The sequence below is a fragment of the Guptibacillus hwajinpoensis genome (assembly GCF_001039475.1).
Taxonomy (GTDB): Bacteria; Bacillota; Bacilli; order Bacillales; family Guptibacillaceae; genus Guptibacillus; species Guptibacillus hwajinpoensis.
Genome location: NZ_LELK01000001.1, coordinates 198567 through 218333, shown reverse-complemented (window position 1 = coordinate 218333; position 19767 = coordinate 198567). Strand labels below are relative to the sequence as shown.

23 protein-coding genes are annotated in these 19767 nt (G+C 35.0%); 6 read left to right on the top strand and 17 right to left on the bottom strand.

Features of this window, described 5'->3' with window-relative positions; all coding sequences use genetic code 11:
- Window positions 1-32 precede the first annotated feature (32 nt).
- Window positions 33-734, bottom strand: a complete 702-nt coding sequence (locus AB986_RS01190) for a DUF5694 domain-containing protein (RefSeq protein ID WP_048309061.1) — start codon at window positions 732-734, stop codon at window positions 33-35.
- Window positions 735-1096: 362 nt separating this feature from the next.
- The gene (locus tag AB986_RS01185) at window positions 1097-1552 is read right to left on the bottom strand and encodes a GNAT family N-acetyltransferase (RefSeq protein ID WP_048309060.1); all 456 of its coding nucleotides are present in this window, start codon (window positions 1550-1552) and stop codon (window positions 1097-1099) included.
- A 331-nt stretch (window positions 1553-1883) separates the two neighbouring features.
- Between AB986_RS01185 and AB986_RS01180 the strand changes: the two genes are divergently transcribed.
- Together AB986_RS01180 and AB986_RS01175 are read left to right on the top strand one after the other, a co-directional pair.
- Window positions 1884-2441, top strand: a complete 558-nt coding sequence (locus AB986_RS01180) for a DJ-1/PfpI family protein (RefSeq protein WP_048309059.1) — start codon at window positions 1884-1886, stop codon at window positions 2439-2441.
- 237 nt (window positions 2442-2678) lie between these two features.
- Window positions 2679-3173 (top strand): GNAT family N-acetyltransferase, encoded by a 495-nt coding sequence (locus AB986_RS01175; protein ID WP_048309058.1) that lies wholly within the window; start codon window positions 2679-2681, stop codon window positions 3171-3173.
- Window positions 3174-3483: 310 nt separating this feature from the next.
- Here the strand turns inward: AB986_RS01175 and AB986_RS01170 are convergent, their stop codons facing one another.
- The 10 genes from AB986_RS01170 to AB986_RS01115 form a co-directional block, all read right to left on the bottom strand.
- Window positions 3484-3966: a GNAT family N-acetyltransferase gene (locus AB986_RS01170; protein WP_048309057.1), complete on the bottom strand. Its 483-nt coding sequence runs from the start codon at window positions 3964-3966 to the stop codon at window positions 3484-3486.
- A gap of 195 nt (window positions 3967-4161) precedes the next feature.
- Window positions 4162-4917: a hypothetical protein gene (locus AB986_RS01165; protein WP_048309056.1), complete on the bottom strand. Its 756-nt coding sequence runs from the start codon at window positions 4915-4917 to the stop codon at window positions 4162-4164.
- A gap of 321 nt (window positions 4918-5238) precedes the next feature.
- Window positions 5239-5691, bottom strand: a complete 453-nt coding sequence (locus tag AB986_RS01160) for a YoqH family protein (RefSeq protein ID WP_048309055.1) — start codon at window positions 5689-5691, stop codon at window positions 5239-5241.
- A gap of 342 nt (window positions 5692-6033) precedes the next feature.
- The gene (locus tag AB986_RS21035; protein ID WP_053215994.1) at window positions 6034-7263 is read right to left on the bottom strand and encodes a GrpB family protein; all 1230 of its coding nucleotides are present in this window, start codon (window positions 7261-7263) and stop codon (window positions 6034-6036) included.
- A 273-nt stretch (window positions 7264-7536) separates the two neighbouring features.
- Window positions 7537-8055: a GNAT family N-acetyltransferase gene (locus AB986_RS01140; RefSeq protein WP_048309053.1), complete on the bottom strand. Its 519-nt coding sequence runs from the start codon at window positions 8053-8055 to the stop codon at window positions 7537-7539.
- Between the two features lie 185 nt (window positions 8056-8240).
- Window positions 8241-8438, bottom strand: a complete 198-nt coding sequence (locus tag AB986_RS01135; RefSeq protein ID WP_048309052.1) for a hypothetical protein — start codon at window positions 8436-8438, stop codon at window positions 8241-8243.
- 164 nt (window positions 8439-8602) lie between these two features.
- Window positions 8603-9061, bottom strand: a complete 459-nt coding sequence (locus AB986_RS01130; RefSeq protein WP_048309051.1) for a 2-thiouracil desulfurase family protein — start codon at window positions 9059-9061, stop codon at window positions 8603-8605.
- A gap of 189 nt (window positions 9062-9250) precedes the next feature.
- Complete coding sequence (locus AB986_RS01125; RefSeq protein ID WP_152670901.1) at window positions 9251-9649, bottom strand: hypothetical protein; 399 nt, start codon at window positions 9647-9649, stop codon at window positions 9251-9253.
- 145 nt (window positions 9650-9794) lie between these two features.
- Window positions 9795-10424, bottom strand: coding sequence for a VanZ family protein (locus AB986_RS01120; protein ID WP_236690290.1), 630 nt, complete (start codon window positions 10422-10424; stop codon window positions 9795-9797).
- Between the two features lie 244 nt (window positions 10425-10668).
- Window positions 10669-11133: a GNAT family N-acetyltransferase gene (locus tag AB986_RS01115; protein WP_048309050.1), complete on the bottom strand. Its 465-nt coding sequence runs from the start codon at window positions 11131-11133 to the stop codon at window positions 10669-10671.
- A 441-nt stretch (window positions 11134-11574) separates the two neighbouring features.
- On the opposite strand from AB986_RS01115, the gene AB986_RS01110 reads away from it, so the two are divergent.
- The 4 genes from AB986_RS01110 to AB986_RS01095 all read left to right on the top strand — a co-directional run bounded on the left by AB986_RS01110 (window position 11575) and on the right by AB986_RS01095 (window position 16059).
- Complete coding sequence (locus AB986_RS01110; protein WP_048309049.1) at window positions 11575-12258, top strand: response regulator transcription factor; 684 nt, start codon at window positions 11575-11577, stop codon at window positions 12256-12258.
- On the top strand, window positions 12255-13259 hold the full coding sequence (locus tag AB986_RS01105) for a sensor histidine kinase (RefSeq protein ID WP_048309048.1): 1005 nt from the start codon (window positions 12255-12257) through the stop codon (window positions 13257-13259). Before AB986_RS01110 ends, AB986_RS01105 begins: the two co-directional genes overlap by 4 nt.
- Before the next feature lie 102 nt (window positions 13260-13361).
- Window positions 13362-14123, top strand: a complete 762-nt coding sequence (locus AB986_RS01100) for an ABC transporter ATP-binding protein (protein ID WP_048309047.1) — start codon at window positions 13362-13364, stop codon at window positions 14121-14123.
- Complete coding sequence (locus AB986_RS01095; RefSeq protein ID WP_048309046.1) at window positions 14113-16059, top strand: ABC transporter permease; 1947 nt, start codon at window positions 14113-14115, stop codon at window positions 16057-16059. The genes AB986_RS01100 and AB986_RS01095 overlap by 11 nt, the downstream gene beginning before the upstream one ends.
- A gap of 555 nt (window positions 16060-16614) precedes the next feature.
- On the opposite strand, the gene AB986_RS01085 is transcribed toward AB986_RS01095, so the two are convergent.
- The 5 genes from AB986_RS01085 to AB986_RS01065 all read right to left on the bottom strand — a co-directional run bounded on the left by AB986_RS01085 (window position 16615) and on the right by AB986_RS01065 (window position 19724).
- Window positions 16615-17016, bottom strand: coding sequence for a YhfM domain-containing protein (locus tag AB986_RS01085; protein ID WP_048309044.1), 402 nt, complete (start codon window positions 17014-17016; stop codon window positions 16615-16617).
- Window positions 17017-17136: 120 nt separating this feature from the next.
- Window positions 17137-17625: an NUDIX hydrolase gene (locus AB986_RS01080; RefSeq protein WP_048309043.1), complete on the bottom strand. Its 489-nt coding sequence runs from the start codon at window positions 17623-17625 to the stop codon at window positions 17137-17139.
- Window positions 17626-17777: 152 nt separating this feature from the next.
- Window positions 17778-18638, bottom strand: coding sequence for an alpha/beta fold hydrolase (locus AB986_RS01075; protein ID WP_053215992.1), 861 nt, complete (start codon window positions 18636-18638; stop codon window positions 17778-17780).
- A gap of 123 nt (window positions 18639-18761) precedes the next feature.
- The gene (locus AB986_RS01070) at window positions 18762-19310 is read right to left on the bottom strand and encodes a GNAT family N-acetyltransferase (protein ID WP_048309041.1); all 549 of its coding nucleotides are present in this window, start codon (window positions 19308-19310) and stop codon (window positions 18762-18764) included.
- A gap of 69 nt (window positions 19311-19379) precedes the next feature.
- A complete protein-coding gene (locus AB986_RS01065; RefSeq protein WP_048309040.1) occupies window positions 19380-19724 on the bottom strand; it encodes a hypothetical protein in 345 nt (114 codons plus the stop codon).
- Window positions 19725-19767: the final 43 nt, after the last annotated feature.

Sequence of the window (19767 nt, the reverse complement as noted above, 5' to 3'; positions counted from 1 at the left end):
TCCGAATAAATTGAGTAAAGAAATAAGATTCATTAATCCATTTTCGTTTCAAATGGATTTATAACGTTCCATCCATTACCTTCAAATAATTTTTTTAACATCCATAGATGATCATTCCCAATTATAAGAAGGACACGTTGATTAAATTGCTCTACTGAGTTATCAATAATATTCTTAAAAATCATTAACTCTCTTTCGAACCATTTCTTCAATACGTTTAAACCTATCATTTCTCCCTTATCATTTTGTACTTCTACAAATGAGAGATACATATTTTCTATGTCCTTAAGGTATCCTGTATTATTTAAACTTGTATAAGAGTTGATCAAATTAGTAGTAGAGCTAATTCCTGGGGATCTTTCAGATAATGAATTCATTATCTTTTGAATTTCTGGATATGAACTTTGAATTGAGTTGTGGAGATTTATCATATCCTCTTCCGTAAGGTTACCTGTCCAATTGACCGCATATACTTCTTCATGCTGCATTGTTCTTGCTAACTTAAATCCTAAACGATAAACTTCATCTATCACACCATCTTTATTTGAAGCTTTGTATTCTTCATTTAACTCATCGTTTTTTGATCTATCCCATTCCAATGCAATTTTTATGGGTTTGTAGTCTGATAAGTATTCAACTAAATCTCCAATTTCGCTTGCTTTATCTTTTATTAATTCTGGCTCTTGTTCAAAATGAAACGTTCCTACAAGAATAATTTCCTTTTTCAATGACAAACACTTCACTCCTTGTTTACTTTAAAATAGCTAATATTATACCAGCCAACCATCCTGAAATAGTCTTAGGCATAGAATATGACCTCCCCTCTGTCCTCCAAAAATTTATACCAATTATTTTAAATTCTAATGACTAAAACAATCATTACCTCATCAAACGGAGCTTATCCGTTATTACGAATAAGCTCCGATAAAACAGAAGACTTCAAATCGAGATAAATGTTATTTTGCTCCGCAAGAGCTCCCTAGAATACTCGATATGTAGATAAAAAGAAGGATACATCTTTTTCTCATAGTAAATAGTAGAAGGTCTAATTAATGATTGCTGCCTTAATTTTTTCTATTGAATTTTATAAAACAACTTATAACTCCTTTGTCATAAATACACTGTTCGGGTCCTCACTGTAGCCTGAAAACGGCTTACAATATTGAAACCCGAGGCTTGCATATAATCTCCTAGCCGGTTTAAAAACATCCATTGAACCCGTTTCCAAGCTCAACCGTCGGTAACCACGTTCTCTGGCTTCCTTGATCATGAATTGAAGAAGTCGTTTTGCTACACCCTTTCTTAGATGAGAGGAAGCAGTTTTCATTGACTTAATCTCTCCATTCTGGCTGTTAAGTTCCTGAAGCGCCACGCAACCAACTAATTCATTTGCTTCCCAAGCACTCCAGAATGTAATTTCAGGTTTTCGCAATGCCTCAAGATCAAGAGCATGTTTACTTTCCGGTGGAGAATGTAGTTTCATACTCTGAATGTGCTCACTCAGTAATTCAGCCACGTCAGATCCGGTTAAATCATCTATTTTAATATCCATAAAATCCACTCCTTTTTTAAGAACAGTAACTGTCTACATTTCCTAAACTATTACTTCGATTACCTACAAATAATCCCCTCATTCATTCAAGAAATCAAAGAAAGAGAGCAATTCTTATTCCAGATTTGCTCCGATTTTCTTGAAGACTCGAATTCAAGACAAATCCCACTTACAATACTTAGAAAAGTAAATGCATCTAGAAAATTATGTTAAAATTCATATTAGATCTACTAATCGGAGGGGATGCCAATATGTTAAATAAATTATTTTTTGTGAGTAACAGTGTAGACTAACAACACAAATTTAATTTTTTTATGAAGGGATTGGGTTAATGAGAGCTTTATTTTTTCTGTATGATGGCTATATGGATTGGGAGATCAGTCCCTTAGCTTACATTTTCAGTGAAACCAATGTTGAAGTTGAGACCACTGCCCTCAAAGAGGAAATTACTCATAGTGGAAAGTTCAAAATAATAGTGGACCAAACAGTGGACGAATGCTTAGTCAGTAAATATGATATTTTAGTCATTCCTGGCGGGGATCCTGAACCATTACTTGAGGAAGAGACATTAATAAGTCTTATCCAAGAGTTTGATAATAAGAATAAGTGGATTGCATCCATTTGTGGAGCATCTACACTATTAGGTAGGAGTTCAGTCCTAAGAAATAGAGACTATTCAACTTCCATTGACATTTCCGACTTCACAACATGTTTTAATCCTGCATATAAAAGCAAAGCAGATACCACAGTATGTGAAAATCTTATAACAGCTGAAGGAAATGCATATGTTGAATTTGCCGTTGCCGTAGGAAAACAGCTGGATCTCTTTAAAGACAGAGAAGATGAATTAGAAACAGTTTTGTTCTTTAAAAACCAACTTAGAGGATAGAAAGTTTGAAGACCATGCAATAAAATTTTGCTGGTCTTCTTTTTATCTTTATAACTTATGAATCAAGTCTATTAAAACTTAATATAATATGGGCAACATTTTTATTAGATAATCGCTCCGAGATTGCTTAATACTGAATCTATTACTTATTAATATCATAATTTCAAAAGCTGTTTGTAACTTGAGATTGACTAGACTATACTCAAATTATATTACAAATAATGGAGGCGTAAAATATTGAATTCGACCACTACAAATTCTACTGTTCAACTAATTAAATACAATAGCAATTATGATAGAGATCTTTCTAACTTTCACCTTCCAGATGACCAATTAATGTTTACAGCTTTACCCTTACAGAAAATTAATGATCCCAAGCTTTCAGACCAAACCATACATATTTTAATTCTAAAAGATGAAAAAGCAGTAGGTTATTTTGCTCTAGAACAAGGTTCGAAATTACACAAATATTGTAGTAATGAAAATGCTAGGCTATTAACTGCATTTTCAATTAATAAAGAAAGTCAAGGTCAGGGTTTAGCAAAGTCAGGGCTTAAAATGCTACCAAGTTTCATCAACAAAAACTTCCCTAACATAAACGAAGTTGTACTTGGCGTTAATCAAAAAAACCAAGCAGCTATCAGCCTTTATCTGAAAACTGGATTTGTGGACAATAATGAAATATATAATGGTCCTAAAGGACCGCAACATATCTTGCACCTGAGTATTTAAATATAGAAAAGGACGCTTTTCTTGTACAAGTTAGGCGTCCTTTTTTATGTTGTATTGTTCTCCATCTGATTGGCTCATTAATTACAGAAAAGCTCCGAGATACTTGAATAGTTATTATTTATTTGCTGAGTACTTTTTATATCTATTTTCTGTATATACTTCTCATCCTTAGAAACAATAATCATCACCTTTTTAATATTGTGTATTTAACTTCCAAAATTAAAAACTCTATAAGATAACTGCCCTGTTATAAAATCAAACCAATAGGAGCGTAAACCTTTAAGATCAACGCTCCCTTTGATGAATTAATTTATTTTTCAATACCATAGATGGCTTGTTTTTCCCCAAACCTTTCTAGTGTATTTTTAAAGCTCATCCCTAATTTTTGTAATAGCCTACAAGACGCCTTATTTGCAGTTTGGGTTTCTGCAATTATTTCTGTTAAGTTCAAATTATTAAAACCATAGTTAATCAGTTCTTTTACGATTTCACTAGCATAACCTTTTCCCCACCAGGTCGGGAGCAACTGGTATGATACTTCAGTTGATATACCATCGTGGTGAGCATCTAAAGATACTAGCCCAATGAAATTATTTGTGTTTTTTTCTCTTGCAATTAAATTTAAAGAATCGGCTGTTGTTTTATTTATCTCTTTGAAGCTTGCCTTAATTAACTCTTCTTCCACAGTACCTCCGAGGTATTTTCTTACTTCAGCATTAACATATAGTGACTTCACATCTTCATAATCATCTTCCTGTAATTTCAATAGAACACATCGTTTTGTTACAATCAATTCATTATCCCCCTAGTGTATGCATCAATTATCCTGCTCTTAACCTATCTAGAGTGCTTACTTTTTATTAAACAAATGCTCCGATTAAATGGAAGACTTGACTTCGAGATGTCTTAGATTCTTAAAAAGGTCTACTTCGAAACCTCCAACCATTTTCGAAAGCTCCACTATATGACGATTAGAATGACGATAATTTTAAGATTGTTCAAAAGCCCACTCATATCTCTCTACTGCAATATCATAAGTTTTTTCAATTTTTTTAATTACTTCTTCAGTTTTATCAAAGTCACTTGAAGTGTCATAATCTCTTCTTCCTGTTTTTTTAAAGGGTAACTTCTCTAATACTTTCCACTGTCCATTTTCTTTATTTAGAATGACAAATGAATCCAAACTGTACTTAAACTCCTGTTTGAAGGCGTGTGATTCTTCACTTAATAGAATAGCCGTTTTGTCATTAGAATTAATGAGCTTAACTTCACGAGAAGCTAATAAATGTTCTTCCTTACGATCCATGTTAAATTTTTCTTCTAATTTCTGAAGAGAATGACTGGAGAGAATATGACTATAGGATTGGAGGTATGCTTCTTTATTCCCTTTGTTATGTGCTGAGACAAGATTTTTATATGCTTTAATTTGATCAGCAACATACCAGGAACTATTTTGAATAGATAAGTCTTCTGTTACCTCATATTCTGCAATCCTTTCTGTTTCTGGGGACCTATCTTCCGTTGCGAAGGCTATCATCCAACTGTTACTTGACTCAACGGCGGAAGTAACGGTAATCCCTTCTGGGTCCTTACCATACCTATCTTTAAAGTCAGCTTCGAATTCTTCATAAGCAACTTGAGTAGCCTGATCAAATACATCAGGTTGATAATATTCATATACCGACATCAGAATTCCTATTAAAATAACAATTCCCACAGCGACACTTTTCTTCTTTTTATTCAAATGTAATAGCTCCTCTCTTCCGTGATAAATGAGACTAATGGATTGGAATTACTCCAATTTTTCATTTGCTGTCGTGAACTCTCTAGCATTAATGAGTATAGTAAAACACAATGCATTTTTTCAAAATACTTCTATTATTGAATAATTCCAATTATTTCAAAACTCAACCACTTACTCAACCTTTTCTTCAAAGAAAAGACGTAATTCCTTAGTAAGGAATCACGCCCGATTAATCAAGATCAAACTTCACTGTGTACGCTGTTATGATAATACAGAATTGCTTCCGTTTATTAAGCAAATGCTCCGAGTTTGTGGAGTAAGCTATTTACAGCTTAGAATATCATTATTCAGAACCACTGGTCCCAACTTTTCAGTTTTAGAATTGGAAGCTCTCACTTGAACTTTAGCATTGTTTAATTTTGTGGTGATCAAGTCAAACCTTCCCGACCAGGTAGGACTACCTTCTTCTGGAGTAGGATAAAGTCTGAACCTCCAGCTTATTTCACCAGGTATAAAAGCAAATCCCTCATAAATATCATATTCGCCGTATGTAGAGGGTTCAGGTAGATGAACACTTAAGATACTGATATTAGTTCTTGCAAAGCTTGGTGGAATTAATTGAACTTTATAAATTAGTGCACTTCCTCTTGCATTTGTAAGACCTTCGTCTATTGGGTCTAACACCATACTGCAAGGCATTTGGATAGCATTTGATTCTTTAGGAAAAAGAACTACTGAAGCCAGAAGGGATGTAATCAATAGAGTTTTTTTCATATGTATACCTCTCACTTTTTTTGATTAGTTTTCCCTAATGACTACTCAATATAAGAATTAGCTGCTTGATATTCTTCAGCAAACGCTCCGAATTTATGGATTTCGTTCTTTATTTAATAAAGTTGAAGAGATGTAATAAATACCTCCAGGTAGACATAAAGAAAAAACGATAATATGTAAACCTAACAACCCATATTCAGCATTTATAATATATCCTAGTGATCTTAGTGATAAGATTATTAACAATAAACCGTATATTAAGTTCATTTTTTTAGTCTTAAACATTTTATTCCTCCTTACGGTATAGCCCCCGATTGTTGAATATGGTTTCTTGTATATCATTTATACTTTTCTCTTATAAACCTTATTACTTTCAACGATAGTGCACTCACTATTTTGAAATGTCTTTAACATAGGTATGTTATCTTTTCCCGTACTCCCTATATAATAGGCAGCACCAAAATCATTTCTTAGTATTTCCAACGCCTGCTTATGAAGCTGCTTACTTTTCCCTTTACCTCTCTCACTTTGAACAAGTCCAAAGTAAAAAAGTCGACCTTCGTTAGTAGTACCTGGTTCTATGTGTGGCATTACTACACCTAAATGACGTTTACTTTCATATGCTACAAGACAGGAAGCTTTATAGGTTGAACCTAGCTCCACCTCTACACTTCGCATTTGTTCATCCACATTTAAAGAAGAAGGCGCATTTAACGAGTTAACCATCGATTCTTTCCAAACCCTCTTAAAATCACTCGTAGAAATTTCATTTAATGATTTAAATGAATAGCGAACATCTTCTTTTATTGAAATGTTATTTAGATCTTTTCTTACAGTAATATTTTCTTCACGTAACTCAAAACCATGGTTTCCCAAAAGCGACTCAATTTCACTATTAAACTTAGAGTTAACAAGGACGATGACATTTTTTACGCTTCTAATGAAAGGATCTATTCTCATATAATCAATAAGTTCAACCATTTCAGAATGAGTAAGATTCTTTGTTTCTTCAATTGTTAAAAATGTTTCCCCTTCAACAAATTTCACTTTTTCATAAAGGTCCATTCTTTTGGAAAGTTGTTCATATTCTTTGGTGGAAAGGATCTTTGCGATAAAAGAAGATTTCTCGTTTCTGTACTCCTCCATATCTTCGCCTTCAAACTTCATCTTCAAATGATTGTAGGCTTCTGTATATGATGGATGTTCGCAGAAAAATTGAGTTACTTTGCGAAAATTATCTACTGAAGAACCATTAACTGTGAGCTGAATACCAACAGGCAGTATTTCATCTTCCTTTTCAAATGCACAAAAAAAGGAAGTTTGGTCACTACCCGTGTTTAAACTATACATTGCCATCAATGATTCTTTGGCTTCGGGAAACTCTTCTTGAGTCACACGAACTTGAAGATCGACATCTCCTTTTGTCAAAGAACCCCTAACTCCTGTACTACCAACGTGGTAAACCTGTGATCCAGGTAATACTTGTTTAATCAACTCTGAATGTTTTTGAAAGACTGTTTCAGCATTTATTCTAAACTCCTTTTCAGGAGCGAATGTAACTATCTCCGTCATAACCGCAGTACCTCCTGAGTTTTATATTATCGATGTTTTACAACTCAGAAATCACATTGGAATCCCTCGCATTTCGTTTTTAATTTTATCCAGCAACATTAACATCACTACCAGAACATTTATTATGTAATCTATAATCTGCTACTCAAACCTCTAATACCAATTTTTTCAAACTATCCCACATAACTCAATCCTTTCCTTAAGGTAAAAAGAGCCTATCTGATTACAGATAAGCTCCGAGATACTTGAATAATAATTCTGGCGACAATAATTTCAGGAATTATGTAAGCTTTTAGAATCCTCTATTTTCAACTTATAAAACACCTTATCTACCTTTACGATTGGAAAATTACTAGGTAACTCCCTTCTATCCACTGCTATAAATCCATTCTTTTGATAAAACCGATGTGCGGCGAGAAATTGCGGAGTAGTCCCCAAGTATATCGTTTGAATGGCGTGATCCTGTGCCCAATCAACTGCTTTGTTTAATAGTGATTCTGCAACTTGATATGTAGAGCCTCTATAACTTTTGTTTACAAACATCTTCCTTAGAGCAACTTGGTTGTGTCCTATGTCTAACAAACTTATTGTTCCAATTACTTCATTATCTAATTTAGCTAACCAAAAGTTACCCTTCCCTATCTGATAAAACTCTGGAATTTTGAGCAAATCAGGTTGGTCTTCCTTAGTAATTGCGATACTATATTCCTTCTGTTGTATATGTAAAATAAGTTCAGATACCTGTTTTTGATAAGCTCCCGAAAACTCTTCAATAATTAATTTATTATTCAACCCTATCAATCTCCATTACCCTATCCATCCATTTTCCATCTCCCTATCCAATATTTTAGTACCAATTATTTCAAAATTGTAGGTGTAACTCAATCTTTTATTTCACATAAAATGGAGCCTATCTTATTACAGATAAGCTCAGAGATTGTTGAGCAGTGTTCAAACCTTACGAGTTTGTAAGAGGATTATTTCTTACCTTTTAGTAAATCAATGATATAAAAAAGCTGAGTAATAATAAACGTCGCTAACAGAACTAATGAAGCAACTAGATATGAAACAAAATCAATGTCACTTGTAAATCGCCAAATAAACATAGGAAGAATAAAGAATAGTAAAAAAACTACAATTAATGTAAGAATAAATATCCCTATATAACGATTCATATGTACCTCCCTTAAAACCTTTTTCTTATGTACGTTGCCGAGTCGCTCAACGTCGATTATTTCAAAAGATTCTAAGGGTGGCAATAATAATCATATAGAATGGGAGGCTATCTAATTATAGATAAGCTCCGAGATTGTTGAAGACTGGTACTAGTTGAAATAATCTAGAATGAGTCTTCTGCAAACTGCTTTTCTGAAATGACTCTTAATCCATTTCTTTTTAATAATGCTGAAGTAACCCCGTTACCCCAAATTCTTTTTCCTGTGAATTCTCCATTATAAATCATTGAACTACCACAAGATGGACTATTCTCCTTTAGAACAACAATGGTTACACCTATTTCTATCGCTTTATCTAAGGTATTATAGGCGCCTTTTATGTATATTTCGGTTACATCTCTTCCAGATCTTTCAATGACTCGCGCTTTACCATCTAAGACGTCTCCTCCATCCCCACCTACTATTTCCGCAGGTTCTCTTGGAGTCAAAAACCCCCCGAGCAATTCTGGACAGATTGTTACGCCCTTATTCTCTTCTACTAATTTTCTAACATTTTCATTTAAACTATGATGACCATCATACCTTACTTCTAACCCAGCTAAACAGGAACTCACTAATATCATAGGTCACACCTCTTTTAGACACTCTAAAATCTTTATAAAAAGAATAATGCATTGCACTCCCTGATATCTTTTTGTTTCTTAGTTTAATTTGGAATTTCTCTAAAATCATCTATACTCGCTCCGAGATAGTTGATTAACAAATTCAGTAAGCCTTGTACTCTATTACTGACACCTTAATTTAGAATTTAATTACTTACTTTCTTTAGTAAAGCTCATAGTGAATATATATCCCGTAGCAATAATGCCACCAAGACTTAGCTCCTCATAACTATGAAAAAGAAACGCCGGGAGGATAGAAGTCGGGATAAACCATGAAAATGCAAGATAAAGTGATGGCAAACCAATAAGGGTTAGCTTTTGCAAATTCACCCTCCATTCACCAGTTTTGTTATATTCTTTTATTAGTAAAGGGAGACCTAGATATCCCCCAATAGATAGGTAGCTTAATGCTGCTATAATCTCCCAGGGAAATACCTTAAAGGTTGCCTGCTGCTTGCTATCAAAATAATTATTCAGCTCTCCTAAAACAACTAATAACACAATAAATCCAGTCATATAGAGAAGGTAGTGCCAACGAAATTTCATCATATCCCCCAAAACTTTTCTCTAATCAACTAAAAAGGCAAATGAGACTTCACTTTAGCCCAATCATCCAAAGAAATACTCCTACTAGAATTGATTAGAACGTTTACTTTTCCAGAAAGTGCTCCTCGATACCTTAATAAAGGGAAAGTCAATTATTCATAAGTTCACTTGATTGTTGGGATGGTGTCATAGCCTTACTCAATATAGCAAATATCATTTTATATATAAGGAAACCCAAAACAGTCCCAAGTACATTACAAATAACATCGTCAATATCGACTACGCGTCCCATTCCAATCCCTAAAAGTAGCTCTACAAATTGTAAGCATTCAATAGATAAAGAGGCAAGCAGTCCAAGTAAAAGTGTATTCTTAAGCCTCTTGTACATATCCAATAACATCGGAGCAAAGAATCCCAACGGCATAAGCAATAGTATGTTCCCCCCAACATTTTTCACTATCAGCTTAAGCATAAATAGTGTATCTCCATCATAAGCCGTTCCTATTTGTTCGATATCACTAAATATAGACGTAAGAGGAATGTAATTTAAAGATTTAAAAGAATTTATTCCATACGTGTTATCACCTAATAATACTAACGGGAATAGCGTTACTGAAATAACCATAAATGTGTATACTACAACCAGCATTCTTATTAATTCTTTCAACCAATTAAAAGGCTTTTTGTATTTAAATTTTAATTTTAATGCAGATATTACCCTCATAGCTATATAACATATTACTCCTAAAACAATAACTACTTCACCAAGAACTAACAAACTTACCAACCATCCTTAATACTTGAATAATAGAGAAGCATAATCACTGCTTTATTCCAGAAAACTTCCTTATGGCTTAATTTAAATTATTTCAAAACCCAACCATTTACGCTACTATGATAATGCAGAATCGCTCCGATTTAATGGAAAAACCAGTACATGTCTAATCTAAGAATTACTTACTTTAAATTTTGTGCATCAATATCTAGTTAAAGATAAAGTAGTATCTTTCAAGTTTCTTTTATTATTCACACTTAATTTTAAACACATCAATATATTCGTATGTATCATCAGAAACCGTTTCAACATAAGTCCAACCTCTTTTTCTATAATAGTCGGACGTATCTTCTGTTCTTAAGTAAAGTTCATTAAACCCTAATTCTTTGACTACATCTTTTGTTTTGGAGACTAAGAGTTGTCCTATACCTCTACTTCGATACTCAGATTTCGTGTATAGTGATGCAAGCCAAGGTCTATACATATCTCTTATCTTTAAATCGTTTTCAAAGATTGATACAGTTCCTAAACATTCGTCGTTCTCTATAGCCACAAGCGTTATCGGGAATGTATTGTCCTTCGTATTTGAGAAATGTTTAACAACATCTTCAAACTTCATACCACTCTCCGTTTTTACTACAAATTCCTTATAAATCATTTCAGAAACTTCTTTTATCTTATCGGGATGGTTTAATAAAAAATCAATATTCATTTTAGTCTCCCTTAGCGTTGTTACCCATATATCTTTGTTAAATTTAAATGCCTTTTTTAAAGTGCCGTCCCAAACCTATGTAGAGCGCTTACTTTCATTAAGCAACCGCCCCCTAAACAAGGTTTCTCCTGTTCTAACTAACAGTAAACCTAAAACAATAATACCCAACATCTTAATACCAATTATTTCAAATCACCATCAATAACTCAATCTTTTATTTCACTTTAAAAGGAGCCTATCTTATTACATATAAGCTCCGATTTTCTTGAACAAGCAGATAACACATATTTGCTAGAGTATAACAGAAGTTCAACTAACCTCTATTAACTGTTATTTTCGAAAAACAGAAAAAGATTAGATTAACTATAGAATCTGCTATCTCGCATTGCCAATTTTTGCTATAATTTTCATACTATATGAAATGAAGTGTGGTGACAATTATTGTATAAAATATTATTAATTGAAGATGATACGTCACTCTTTCAAGAAATCAAGGAGCGACTTAAGCAATGGTCATACGAAGTCTATGGCATTCATGATTTTAGTCAGGTAATGCAAGGATTTGCCCAGGTAAATCCTGATCTTACAATTATTGATATTCAACTTCCGATGTTTGATGGTTTCCACTGGTGTAGAATGATCCGTGATCATTCGAATGTACCGATCGTCTTTCTTTCCTCCCGAGACCATCCCACAGACATGGTGATGTCGATGAATCTTGGAGCAGATGATTTTGTTCAAAAGCCATTTCATTTGGACGTATTAGTTGCAAAAATCCAAGCGATTCTACGTCGCGTTTATCATTACAGTACTGAGGAAAGTGAGCTTAAAACTTGGCTAGAAGCAACAGTTGATAAAGAAAGAAACCGCGTTACGAATGAAGTAGGCGCTATTGAGCTTACTAAGAATGAAATCATCATTCTTAGCATGTTAATTGAACGAAAAAATAGAATTGTCACGCGTGATGAACTCATCAATCGTCTCTGGGACGACCAGCGTTTTGTTAGCGATAACACGCTAACAGTGAACGTAAACCGCCTTCGGAAAAAGCTTGCTGAAATCGGACTTGGTGGGGCGATTGAAACAAAAGTTGGTCAGGGATATATGGCTTTGGAGAAACTATGATCTGGAGGTTCCTGAAAGAACGTCGTAGCTGGATCGGATTTGTGCTTTTTACAGAGTGTATTTTTCTTTTAATAACATTTGTTGATTCGACTATCCCTCTTTCCTCTGCCATGTATGCTGTATTTTTAACCCTGATTCTGTTCGTACTGTTTCTTTTACTACGTTATGTGAAAGAAACAAAATTCTATAAAGGTCTTGAAGATCTAGAAAACAACTTTGACCTTACGAGTATCCCGGATGCCACAAGTCCTTTTGAAGAAGTGGTTGAGCACGTTACAACGGATCAAATGGAACAGCTTAAAGAAGAAACCAATCGAATGAGACAACAGCTTGAAGTTGAAAAGGACGACCTCGTCTCCTGGATTCATGAAGTAAAAACGCCACTTACAGCACTTCATTTGCTAATTGATCGCGTTCAGGATCGTGAGTTAAACGAGCAGCTTACATACGAATGGCTTCGCATTCATTTTCTCCTTGATCAGCAGCTCCACCAAAAGCGGATGCCAGCCATTGAAAATGACCTCTACATTGAATTCGTTGATCTTCAGGAAATTCTATTCAATGAAATTTCTCCGCTTCGCACTTGGTGCAAGCAGCGAAGAATTGGTTTTGACCTTGATTTGAACGTAACTAACATGCTAAGCGACTCTAAATGGCTTTCTTTTATGCTAAGACAACTGCTGACGAATGCTGTTAAATACAGTGAAAACAATGATATTCGGATCATAAGCGGTATGAATGGAAATCAACCTTTCCTCACCATCCAAGACTGGGGTCGTGGGATTGAAAAACGAGATCTGCCACGAATTTTTGAGAAAGGCTTCACGTCAACTGCTAACCATTCTGATGCAGTCGCAACAGGTATGGGACTCTATCTGACAAAAAAAGTGGCAAATTATCTTATGGTTTTGATTGATGTGGAGTCTGAGCGCGGTAACGGTACAGCCTTTACATTAACGTTTCCTGAAGCAAATGACTTCGAGCAAATACGGGGCATGTGACAATAATGTCACCTGCTCCGCTTTATTGTTCGATGAATCGCAGGAAACGCCCGAACTCTCTCTCTATAATGAAACTATCACCAACACAATGGAGGGAACGTTATGAACGTACTTGAGGCAAGTAAAATTCAAAAAAGCTATGGGAATAAATTTATGAAACAGGATGTACTGATGGGAATCGATGTTTCGATTGAACGAGGCGAATTTATCAGTATCATGGGTGCATCTGGATCTGGAAAGACCACCCTATTAAACGTACTATCATCAATCGACCGAGTGAGTAGCGGATCCATCAAAATTGATGGACAAGAAATGACAAAACAGAAGGATAAGCAACTTGCTGAATTTCGTAAACGGCACCTCGGCTTCATTTTCCAAGAATACAATCTTCTTGATACATTAACCGTGAAAGAAAACATTCTACTACCACTCTCGATCGCGAAAGTATCAAAGGAACAAGCCATCATGGCATTCGACTCACTCGCCCAAGAACTCGGGATAGACGAGATCAAGAATAAATATCCAAACGAAATTTCTGGAGGACAAAAACAGCGAACATCAGCTGCACGTGCATTTATACATAAGCCAAGCATCATTTTCGCAGACGAGCCTACAGGAGCGCTTGATTCAAAATCGGCTTCTTATCTCCTTAACAAGCTAAGCGACTTGAATGCGAGACGTAAGGCTACCATTGCTATGGTCACACATGATCCCGTTGCAGCGAGCTACAGTGGCCGTGTTATCTTCATTAAAGACGGACGTATCTATACTCAGCTGAATAAAGGAACGGTGTCACGCCAATCGTTTTTAAAAGACATCATGAAAACACAAGGTGTACTTGGTGGTGTTCAGTATGAGCATTAATCAGATGATTCTAAAAAACATGAGAAAGAATTTGAAGAACTACTACCTTTATGTATTTGCTCTTATATTCAGTGTCGGTCTCTATTTTTCCTTCGTCACTCTCCAGTATGACCCTGGCGTAGATAACGTTGAGACGTCAGCGAAGATGGCAGCAGCGATTCGAACAGCTGCCATTATGCTTGTGGTGATTGTAACGGTGTTCCTTGTCTATGCCAACAGCATTTTCATTAAGCGTCGAGGGAAAGAAATCGGACTTTTTCAATTAATCGGCATGACAAAGGCCCGTATCTTCTGCGTACTCACAATTGAAAATCTTATGATTTATATTAGCTCGATGCTAATTGGTATATTCGTTGGCTTTTCTTTCTCAAAGTTGATTCAAATGGTTCTTTTTAAGACAACTGGGATAACAGAGGTTGCAAGCCTGAACTTTTCTGCTGCTGCGTTACTGCAAACAGTTATTGTCTTCTTCGTAATCTTTGGAGTCATCATGCTAACGAACTGGATCTTCATCAAAAGGCATAGCATTTTATCCCTTTTCTATGTTACATCTAAAACAGAAGGTCGAATCAGAAACATATCGATTCTTGAAATTAGTATGGGCGTACTCGGAATAGGGCTAATCATTGCAGGTTACTATGTTTCCAGCAAGTTATTCGATGGAGACTTTTCACTTATGAATGAACTGCTCTATGCCATGGCCTTCATTCTTGGGGCTGTGATTCTTGGGACTTATCTTCTTTATAAAGGCTCCATTCGAGTCGTAGCCAACCTGCTTAGAAAACGAAAAAATGGCTATCTCAACATTAATGACGTTCTTTCACTCTCCTCCATCATGTTTCGGATGAAATCAAATTCGCTTCTGCTAACTATCATTACGACTGTTTCAGCACTTGCGATTGGACTTTCTTCCTTAAGTTATATTTCGTATTACTCAGCTGAAAAAACGTCTAAACAGAACATCCCAGATCACTTTTCACTAGCCGATGAGAATAATGCCAAACAGTATGAAATGGCGCTTAAGGAAAATGGTTTTGATTTCTACCAAAAGGAGCTTGAAGTTCTTCAGGCAAATGTCATAACAAAAGAGATTCTTGCCAAACAACAACCTGGCGCTGCTTTTGATCCTTCTGAAATGGTATTACCCATCATTAGTGATCAATCTCTTAACGAAATGAATGTTGCTCCTAATGAAGCCATTTTCACCGGTTATAGCAAAGTTCTTGCATCCGTAATCAGTTTTGATAAAGAAGGACTTATTCAAATTGCAGGTAAAGATAAGGTGATTGATCAAGACTATCTAGGACTTGAAAATGACTATATCTTGCCATATTCTTATTCGGATGGTGGACTGCCTACGGTTGTAGTGGACCAAACCACCTTTGCCTCTCTTCAAGAAGATATTGATAAAGAAGTACAAGATGAACCTTTAACGTATTTTGGATATAACCTTGAGGATCCTTCAAAGTTACCTGAAGCAACTGAGCTGTTTCAGTCACTCTCATTTGATGATGACGAAGGTAGAAGCTCTCAGTACGAAGCCTTTCTGCAGCAGAAAGAAAACATGGGGCTCGTTATGTTTATTGTAGGCTTCCTTGGCCTGTCATTCCTCATTACGTCCGGCTGTATCCTTTACTTTAAGCAAATGAATGAAAGTGAAGAGGAACGGCCCAATTATACGGTGCTTCGCAAGCTAGGTTTCACCGAAGCAGATCTTTCTCGCGGCGTTCGAGGCAAGCAGCTTGTAAACTTCGGCATCCCCCTTGTCGTCGGTCTACTGCACGGCTACTTCGCCGTTCGTTCTGGCTGGTTCTTCTTCGGAACAGAATTCTATACTCCCATGCTCATCGTTATGGCCATCTATACTATCCTCTACTCCATCTTCGGTGGCCTCTCAGTGGTATACTATAAGAAAGTGATTCGAGAAGCGCTATAGAAACTGGTGATGCTAAACAACGGGCTTAATTAAGATGTGCAAAACGTGAAATTGCTTAGTAATTCACAAACCAATTCACAGTACAAATTACATGCTAAATCACACAAGATAGAGCTTGGAGGCGCAAATGCCATTCCAAGCTCTTTTATTTTGTTATTTCATTAAAGCTCCGAGATTACGGAAGATTTTATTTCTGAATATTCCAAATAAAAATATATTATATGTACTACTTTAAAAGAAGCCATATCACTACTAAGATGATAGCTATTATCCCCCATAACAAAACTTGTTTATTTCTCAATCTTTCACCTACCTTCAAAGTACGTGATCATCTAATGTGATCGTTGTTTTCTTTTTTTATTTCGTCCAATTAAAATAGCAATGAATAGGCATCCTAGCCCTACTATATTCATAATAATATTACCTAAGTTGCCTAAGTCATTAATTTTCAACCCGACTAAAAAACCACCAATTAAAATAAGTGGAATAACTATAAAAAATCTCAAAATTATTCCCCCGAACCTATGATTATGTTTACTACAGAATTGCTCCGATTTAATTCAATAACTGTATCAGTTTTTCTCTTGTGGTTTTATTACTTATTTTAAAAGAATCATTTTTACCTTCTCTAATGATGTGAGTGTATTTCCCAGATGACTTCCAAACAAAAAATACATCTGTTCCATTACCTTTATAAGTTACGACAACTTTAAAGTCATTATGATACGCCATATCATAAATTGTCTTAGGCTCGTGATTAGCTTTATTAAGTATATTGGTGAATGTATCAAGAGAAGACTCATCTGTAATGATTTTCTTTTCCCCATACTCTTCACTTCTGTTGTTGTACTTCTGAACTTCAATTTCCTCAATACTAGAGATTTCATTAGAGAAAAATACATACCCACTGAGAATTGTAATTGATAGTAAAATTAAAATAATAAGCCACTTTTTCATTTTGTCATCCCTTCCCAAAGGTCAAAACCAACTTCTTTGCTTCTAGAAGGCTGACTTTTATCTACATAGAGCGCTTACTTTTTATTAAGAAAACGCTCCGAGTTTATGTAGTATCAGTTACTATTGTTTTACTGCAATATCAAGTATTTCCTGATACAGTTCATTCCAATTATGATAATAATCTATTACATCGCTTGGGTGGATTAGGATTCTCTCTCCAGACTCATATTTAGCTTTAAATTCATATAGTTTATCGATATCCATTCGATAAAAAACCTGATATCCGATTTTAGGATACTGACTGTTTTCATTCCATTTTGGATTTTCACTGTGGTCAACTACTATACGCCCTAACAAATGGCTTTCTCCCTTAACATAACCTTCTTCATAAGCTTCACGCTTTAAACATTCTTCTGGAGTTTCTTCATCTTCAATATGACCTCCAGGAAAATCCCAGCCTCTATGATTTAAATTTACTAATAGTAGTTTATCATCCTTAAAACAAAATCCGTGGACACTTGTAATCAACTCTTTCGGAGGCAAACGTAAATCCGGATCCCATCTTAACTTTACTTTTGCTTCTCCCCAATTTACATATATTTCGTTCATTTATTCCCACTCCCAAAGTAAAAACGTGAAATCCATTCCCACCAATTTTCCCCTAATCTCGGAGCGCTTACTTTTTATTCAGCAAGCGCTCCGAGATAATGGAACATTATGCAAATAGTTATTACAAGCTACTTAATAAACAATTCCAATAATTAATAAGTTGATTCATACAACTCTTTTTTCCATACTTTAATTTCATCAGCCACTTTCTCGGGATAATCCCAATGGACATTATGTTTAGTGTTTTTGATGCCAATTACTTTTATATCGTCCAATTCCTTCTTAATACGATTAATTCCCTTGTCTCTAGTTGGATCATTATCTGGAATAGTAGAATAAAACAGCAAGACTGGACACTTGATATGTTGATACGTTTTTGAGCATGGCTCTATATAAAACGCTCTAATTGTTGCTAACAAGCTCTTACGATCAGCTCTTAGTATGTATTTACTCTCTTCTTTTTTGAAGTTTGAATATACAATGGTATCAAGTCTGTCATCCCACTCTCTAGTAGTGAACTGCTGGTAGTCTTTAACCACTTCATTCCAGGAATTATATTGACTCGAACCAATATATTCCTCCCAGCTTTCTAAGGCTTTTTCTTCTGTCATTCCATCAACCTGTTCAGGAAAAACGTATCCTCCATCGATTAACACAATGCCGATTATTTCATCAGGAAATTCTGCTCCAAAGTGTAAAGCAAGGTCTGCACCCCAAGAATGACCTAATAAGTAAAAAGGTTTTTTTATCCTCTTTTGTATGACTGAATGAACTCTTTTCACTACCGAAGAAAATTGGTAGTCCTTTTCTTCCTTTAGTAATTCCGTTTCACCATGACCTGGTAGATCTAATAAAATGAGATGAAAATCACTTTTCAAATGATCAATCAGTTCAAGAAAACTTTTTGAGTCACTTGTCATACCATGTAGGCAAATAAGTGCTGGAAGATTACTATTTTCAATTTCATATCCATGAAAAGTGCCATTATCTACAACTTGGTTAAATTCCTTCAATCTTTTTCCTCCTATATGCATAAGGAAACTTTATTTATAACGTTGACACGATAAGAAGTTGAATCTTCAACTATTGCTCCGATTTAATTGAACAATTATAGTAAAAGTATAAGATTATCTGGGTTAATTTTTTCGTTGTAGATATTTTATAAAATCCTTTTTAAAAAAGGCGTGTAAGACACACGGTTCCTTCGCTTTTTCTTCTAAGGCTGCGTGTTCCTCTGGAAATTCATTTTCTACATACAACCTTATAAAAGGTAATTTTTCTTGTGCTTTTTGTGAGCGTATATTTATTTTCCTCGCGCCAGCAAAGACCTTCTCCAACCCTAAATCTTCAAAAGCAATCCTTAGAATAGCGATTTTTGAGGCTTCATTATAACCTTTTCCCCAATAATCAAACCCAATCCAAGTCCCAATATGGCAAGATTTTTTCTCATCATTTATAGACATTAATGTTGTAATGCCAATCACATTTGAATTCTCATCAAGTAAGACCCGTGAAAGAGTTTTACCTTCTTTTTCTTCTTGGATAATAAACCTAATAAATTTTTTGGTTTTATCAATGGAACCATCAGTAAGCCCCAGAGCATTCTTAACTGGTTTAGCAGAAGATAGTTCATAAATACATTCACAAAAATTCATACTATGCTTCGCTAATTTAACAGAAGCCATTGTGTTATCCCCTCTCTATTATAATGGTCGTTCTTAAATTAAAGCTCCGAGATTGTTGAATAGCTAGGGTCAATCAATTAACCCAAACTTCGTATATACGTGATAACCCTTTACTGTGACCTCACCATTCTGTTTTTTTCCATTATAGTACGTAACTTCTAAAGTATCTTCACCATCTTTCAAAACAAGCATATAACTTGATCCGATGGCATCCCAGGTGTCAGTTCTCTTAGAAGTGTTTATCTCGTTAATTATTTCTTCAACTCGATTCTGATCGTTAGTTTCATACAAGGTCTCGCCCGAATCATTGTTAACTACTTTAGCTTCAGTATATTGTTTTGTAATTAACGGCTCCTTGCTACAAGAGGCTAGTATGATAGTAATGATGAGAAGTAAAGGAATAAAACTCTTCATTATGTCAGCCCCTTTCTTATAAGCCGTTTACGAAATTTCAAAA

What these genes read in the sequence shown, in the direction of transcription:
- AB986_RS01065 (WP_048309040.1), bottom strand. Translation starts at nt 19,724, where the DNA reads ATGAAGAGTTTTATTCCTTTACTTCTCATCATTACTATCATACTAGCC.
- AB986_RS01100 (WP_048309047.1), top strand. Translation starts at nt 13,362, where the DNA reads ATGAACGTACTTGAGGCAAGTAAAATTCAAAAAAGCTATGGGAATAAA.
- AB986_RS01180 (WP_048309059.1), top strand. Translation starts at nt 1,884, where the DNA reads ATGAGAGCTTTATTTTTTCTGTATGATGGCTATATGGATTGGGAGATC.
- AB986_RS01135 (WP_048309052.1), bottom strand. Translation starts at nt 8,438, where the DNA reads ATGAATCGTTATATAGGGATATTTATTCTTACATTAATTGTAGTTTTT.
- AB986_RS01130 (WP_048309051.1), bottom strand. Translation starts at nt 9,061, where the DNA reads ATGATATTAGTGAGTTCCTGTTTAGCTGGGTTAGAAGTAAGGTATGAT.
- AB986_RS21035 (WP_053215994.1), bottom strand. Translation starts at nt 7,263, where the DNA reads ATGACGGAGATAGTTACATTCGCTCCTGAAAAGGAGTTTAGAATAAAT.
- AB986_RS01085 (WP_048309044.1), bottom strand. Translation starts at nt 17,016, where the DNA reads ATGAAAAAGTGGCTTATTATTTTAATTTTACTATCAATTACAATTCTC.
- AB986_RS01080 (WP_048309043.1), bottom strand. Translation starts at nt 17,625, where the DNA reads ATGAACGAAATATATGTAAATTGGGGAGAAGCAAAAGTAAAGTTAAGA.
- AB986_RS01070 (WP_048309041.1), bottom strand. Translation starts at nt 19,310, where the DNA reads ATGGCTTCTGTTAAATTAGCGAAGCATAGTATGAATTTTTGTGAATGT.
- AB986_RS01160 (WP_048309055.1), bottom strand. Translation starts at nt 5,691, where the DNA reads ATGAAAAAAACTCTATTGATTACATCCCTTCTGGCTTCAGTAGTTCTT.
- AB986_RS01125 (WP_152670901.1), bottom strand. Translation starts at nt 9,649, where the DNA reads ATGATGAAATTTCGTTGGCACTACCTTCTCTATATGACTGGATTTATT.
- AB986_RS01185 (WP_048309060.1), bottom strand. Translation starts at nt 1,552, where the DNA reads ATGGATATTAAAATAGATGATTTAACCGGATCTGACGTGGCTGAATTA.
- AB986_RS01115 (WP_048309050.1), bottom strand. Translation starts at nt 11,133, where the DNA reads ATGAATATTGATTTTTTATTAAACCATCCCGATAAGATAAAAGAAGTT.
- AB986_RS01105 (WP_048309048.1), top strand. Translation starts at nt 12,255, where the DNA reads ATGATCTGGAGGTTCCTGAAAGAACGTCGTAGCTGGATCGGATTTGTG.
- AB986_RS01095 (WP_048309046.1), top strand. Translation starts at nt 14,113, where the DNA reads ATGAGCATTAATCAGATGATTCTAAAAAACATGAGAAAGAATTTGAAG.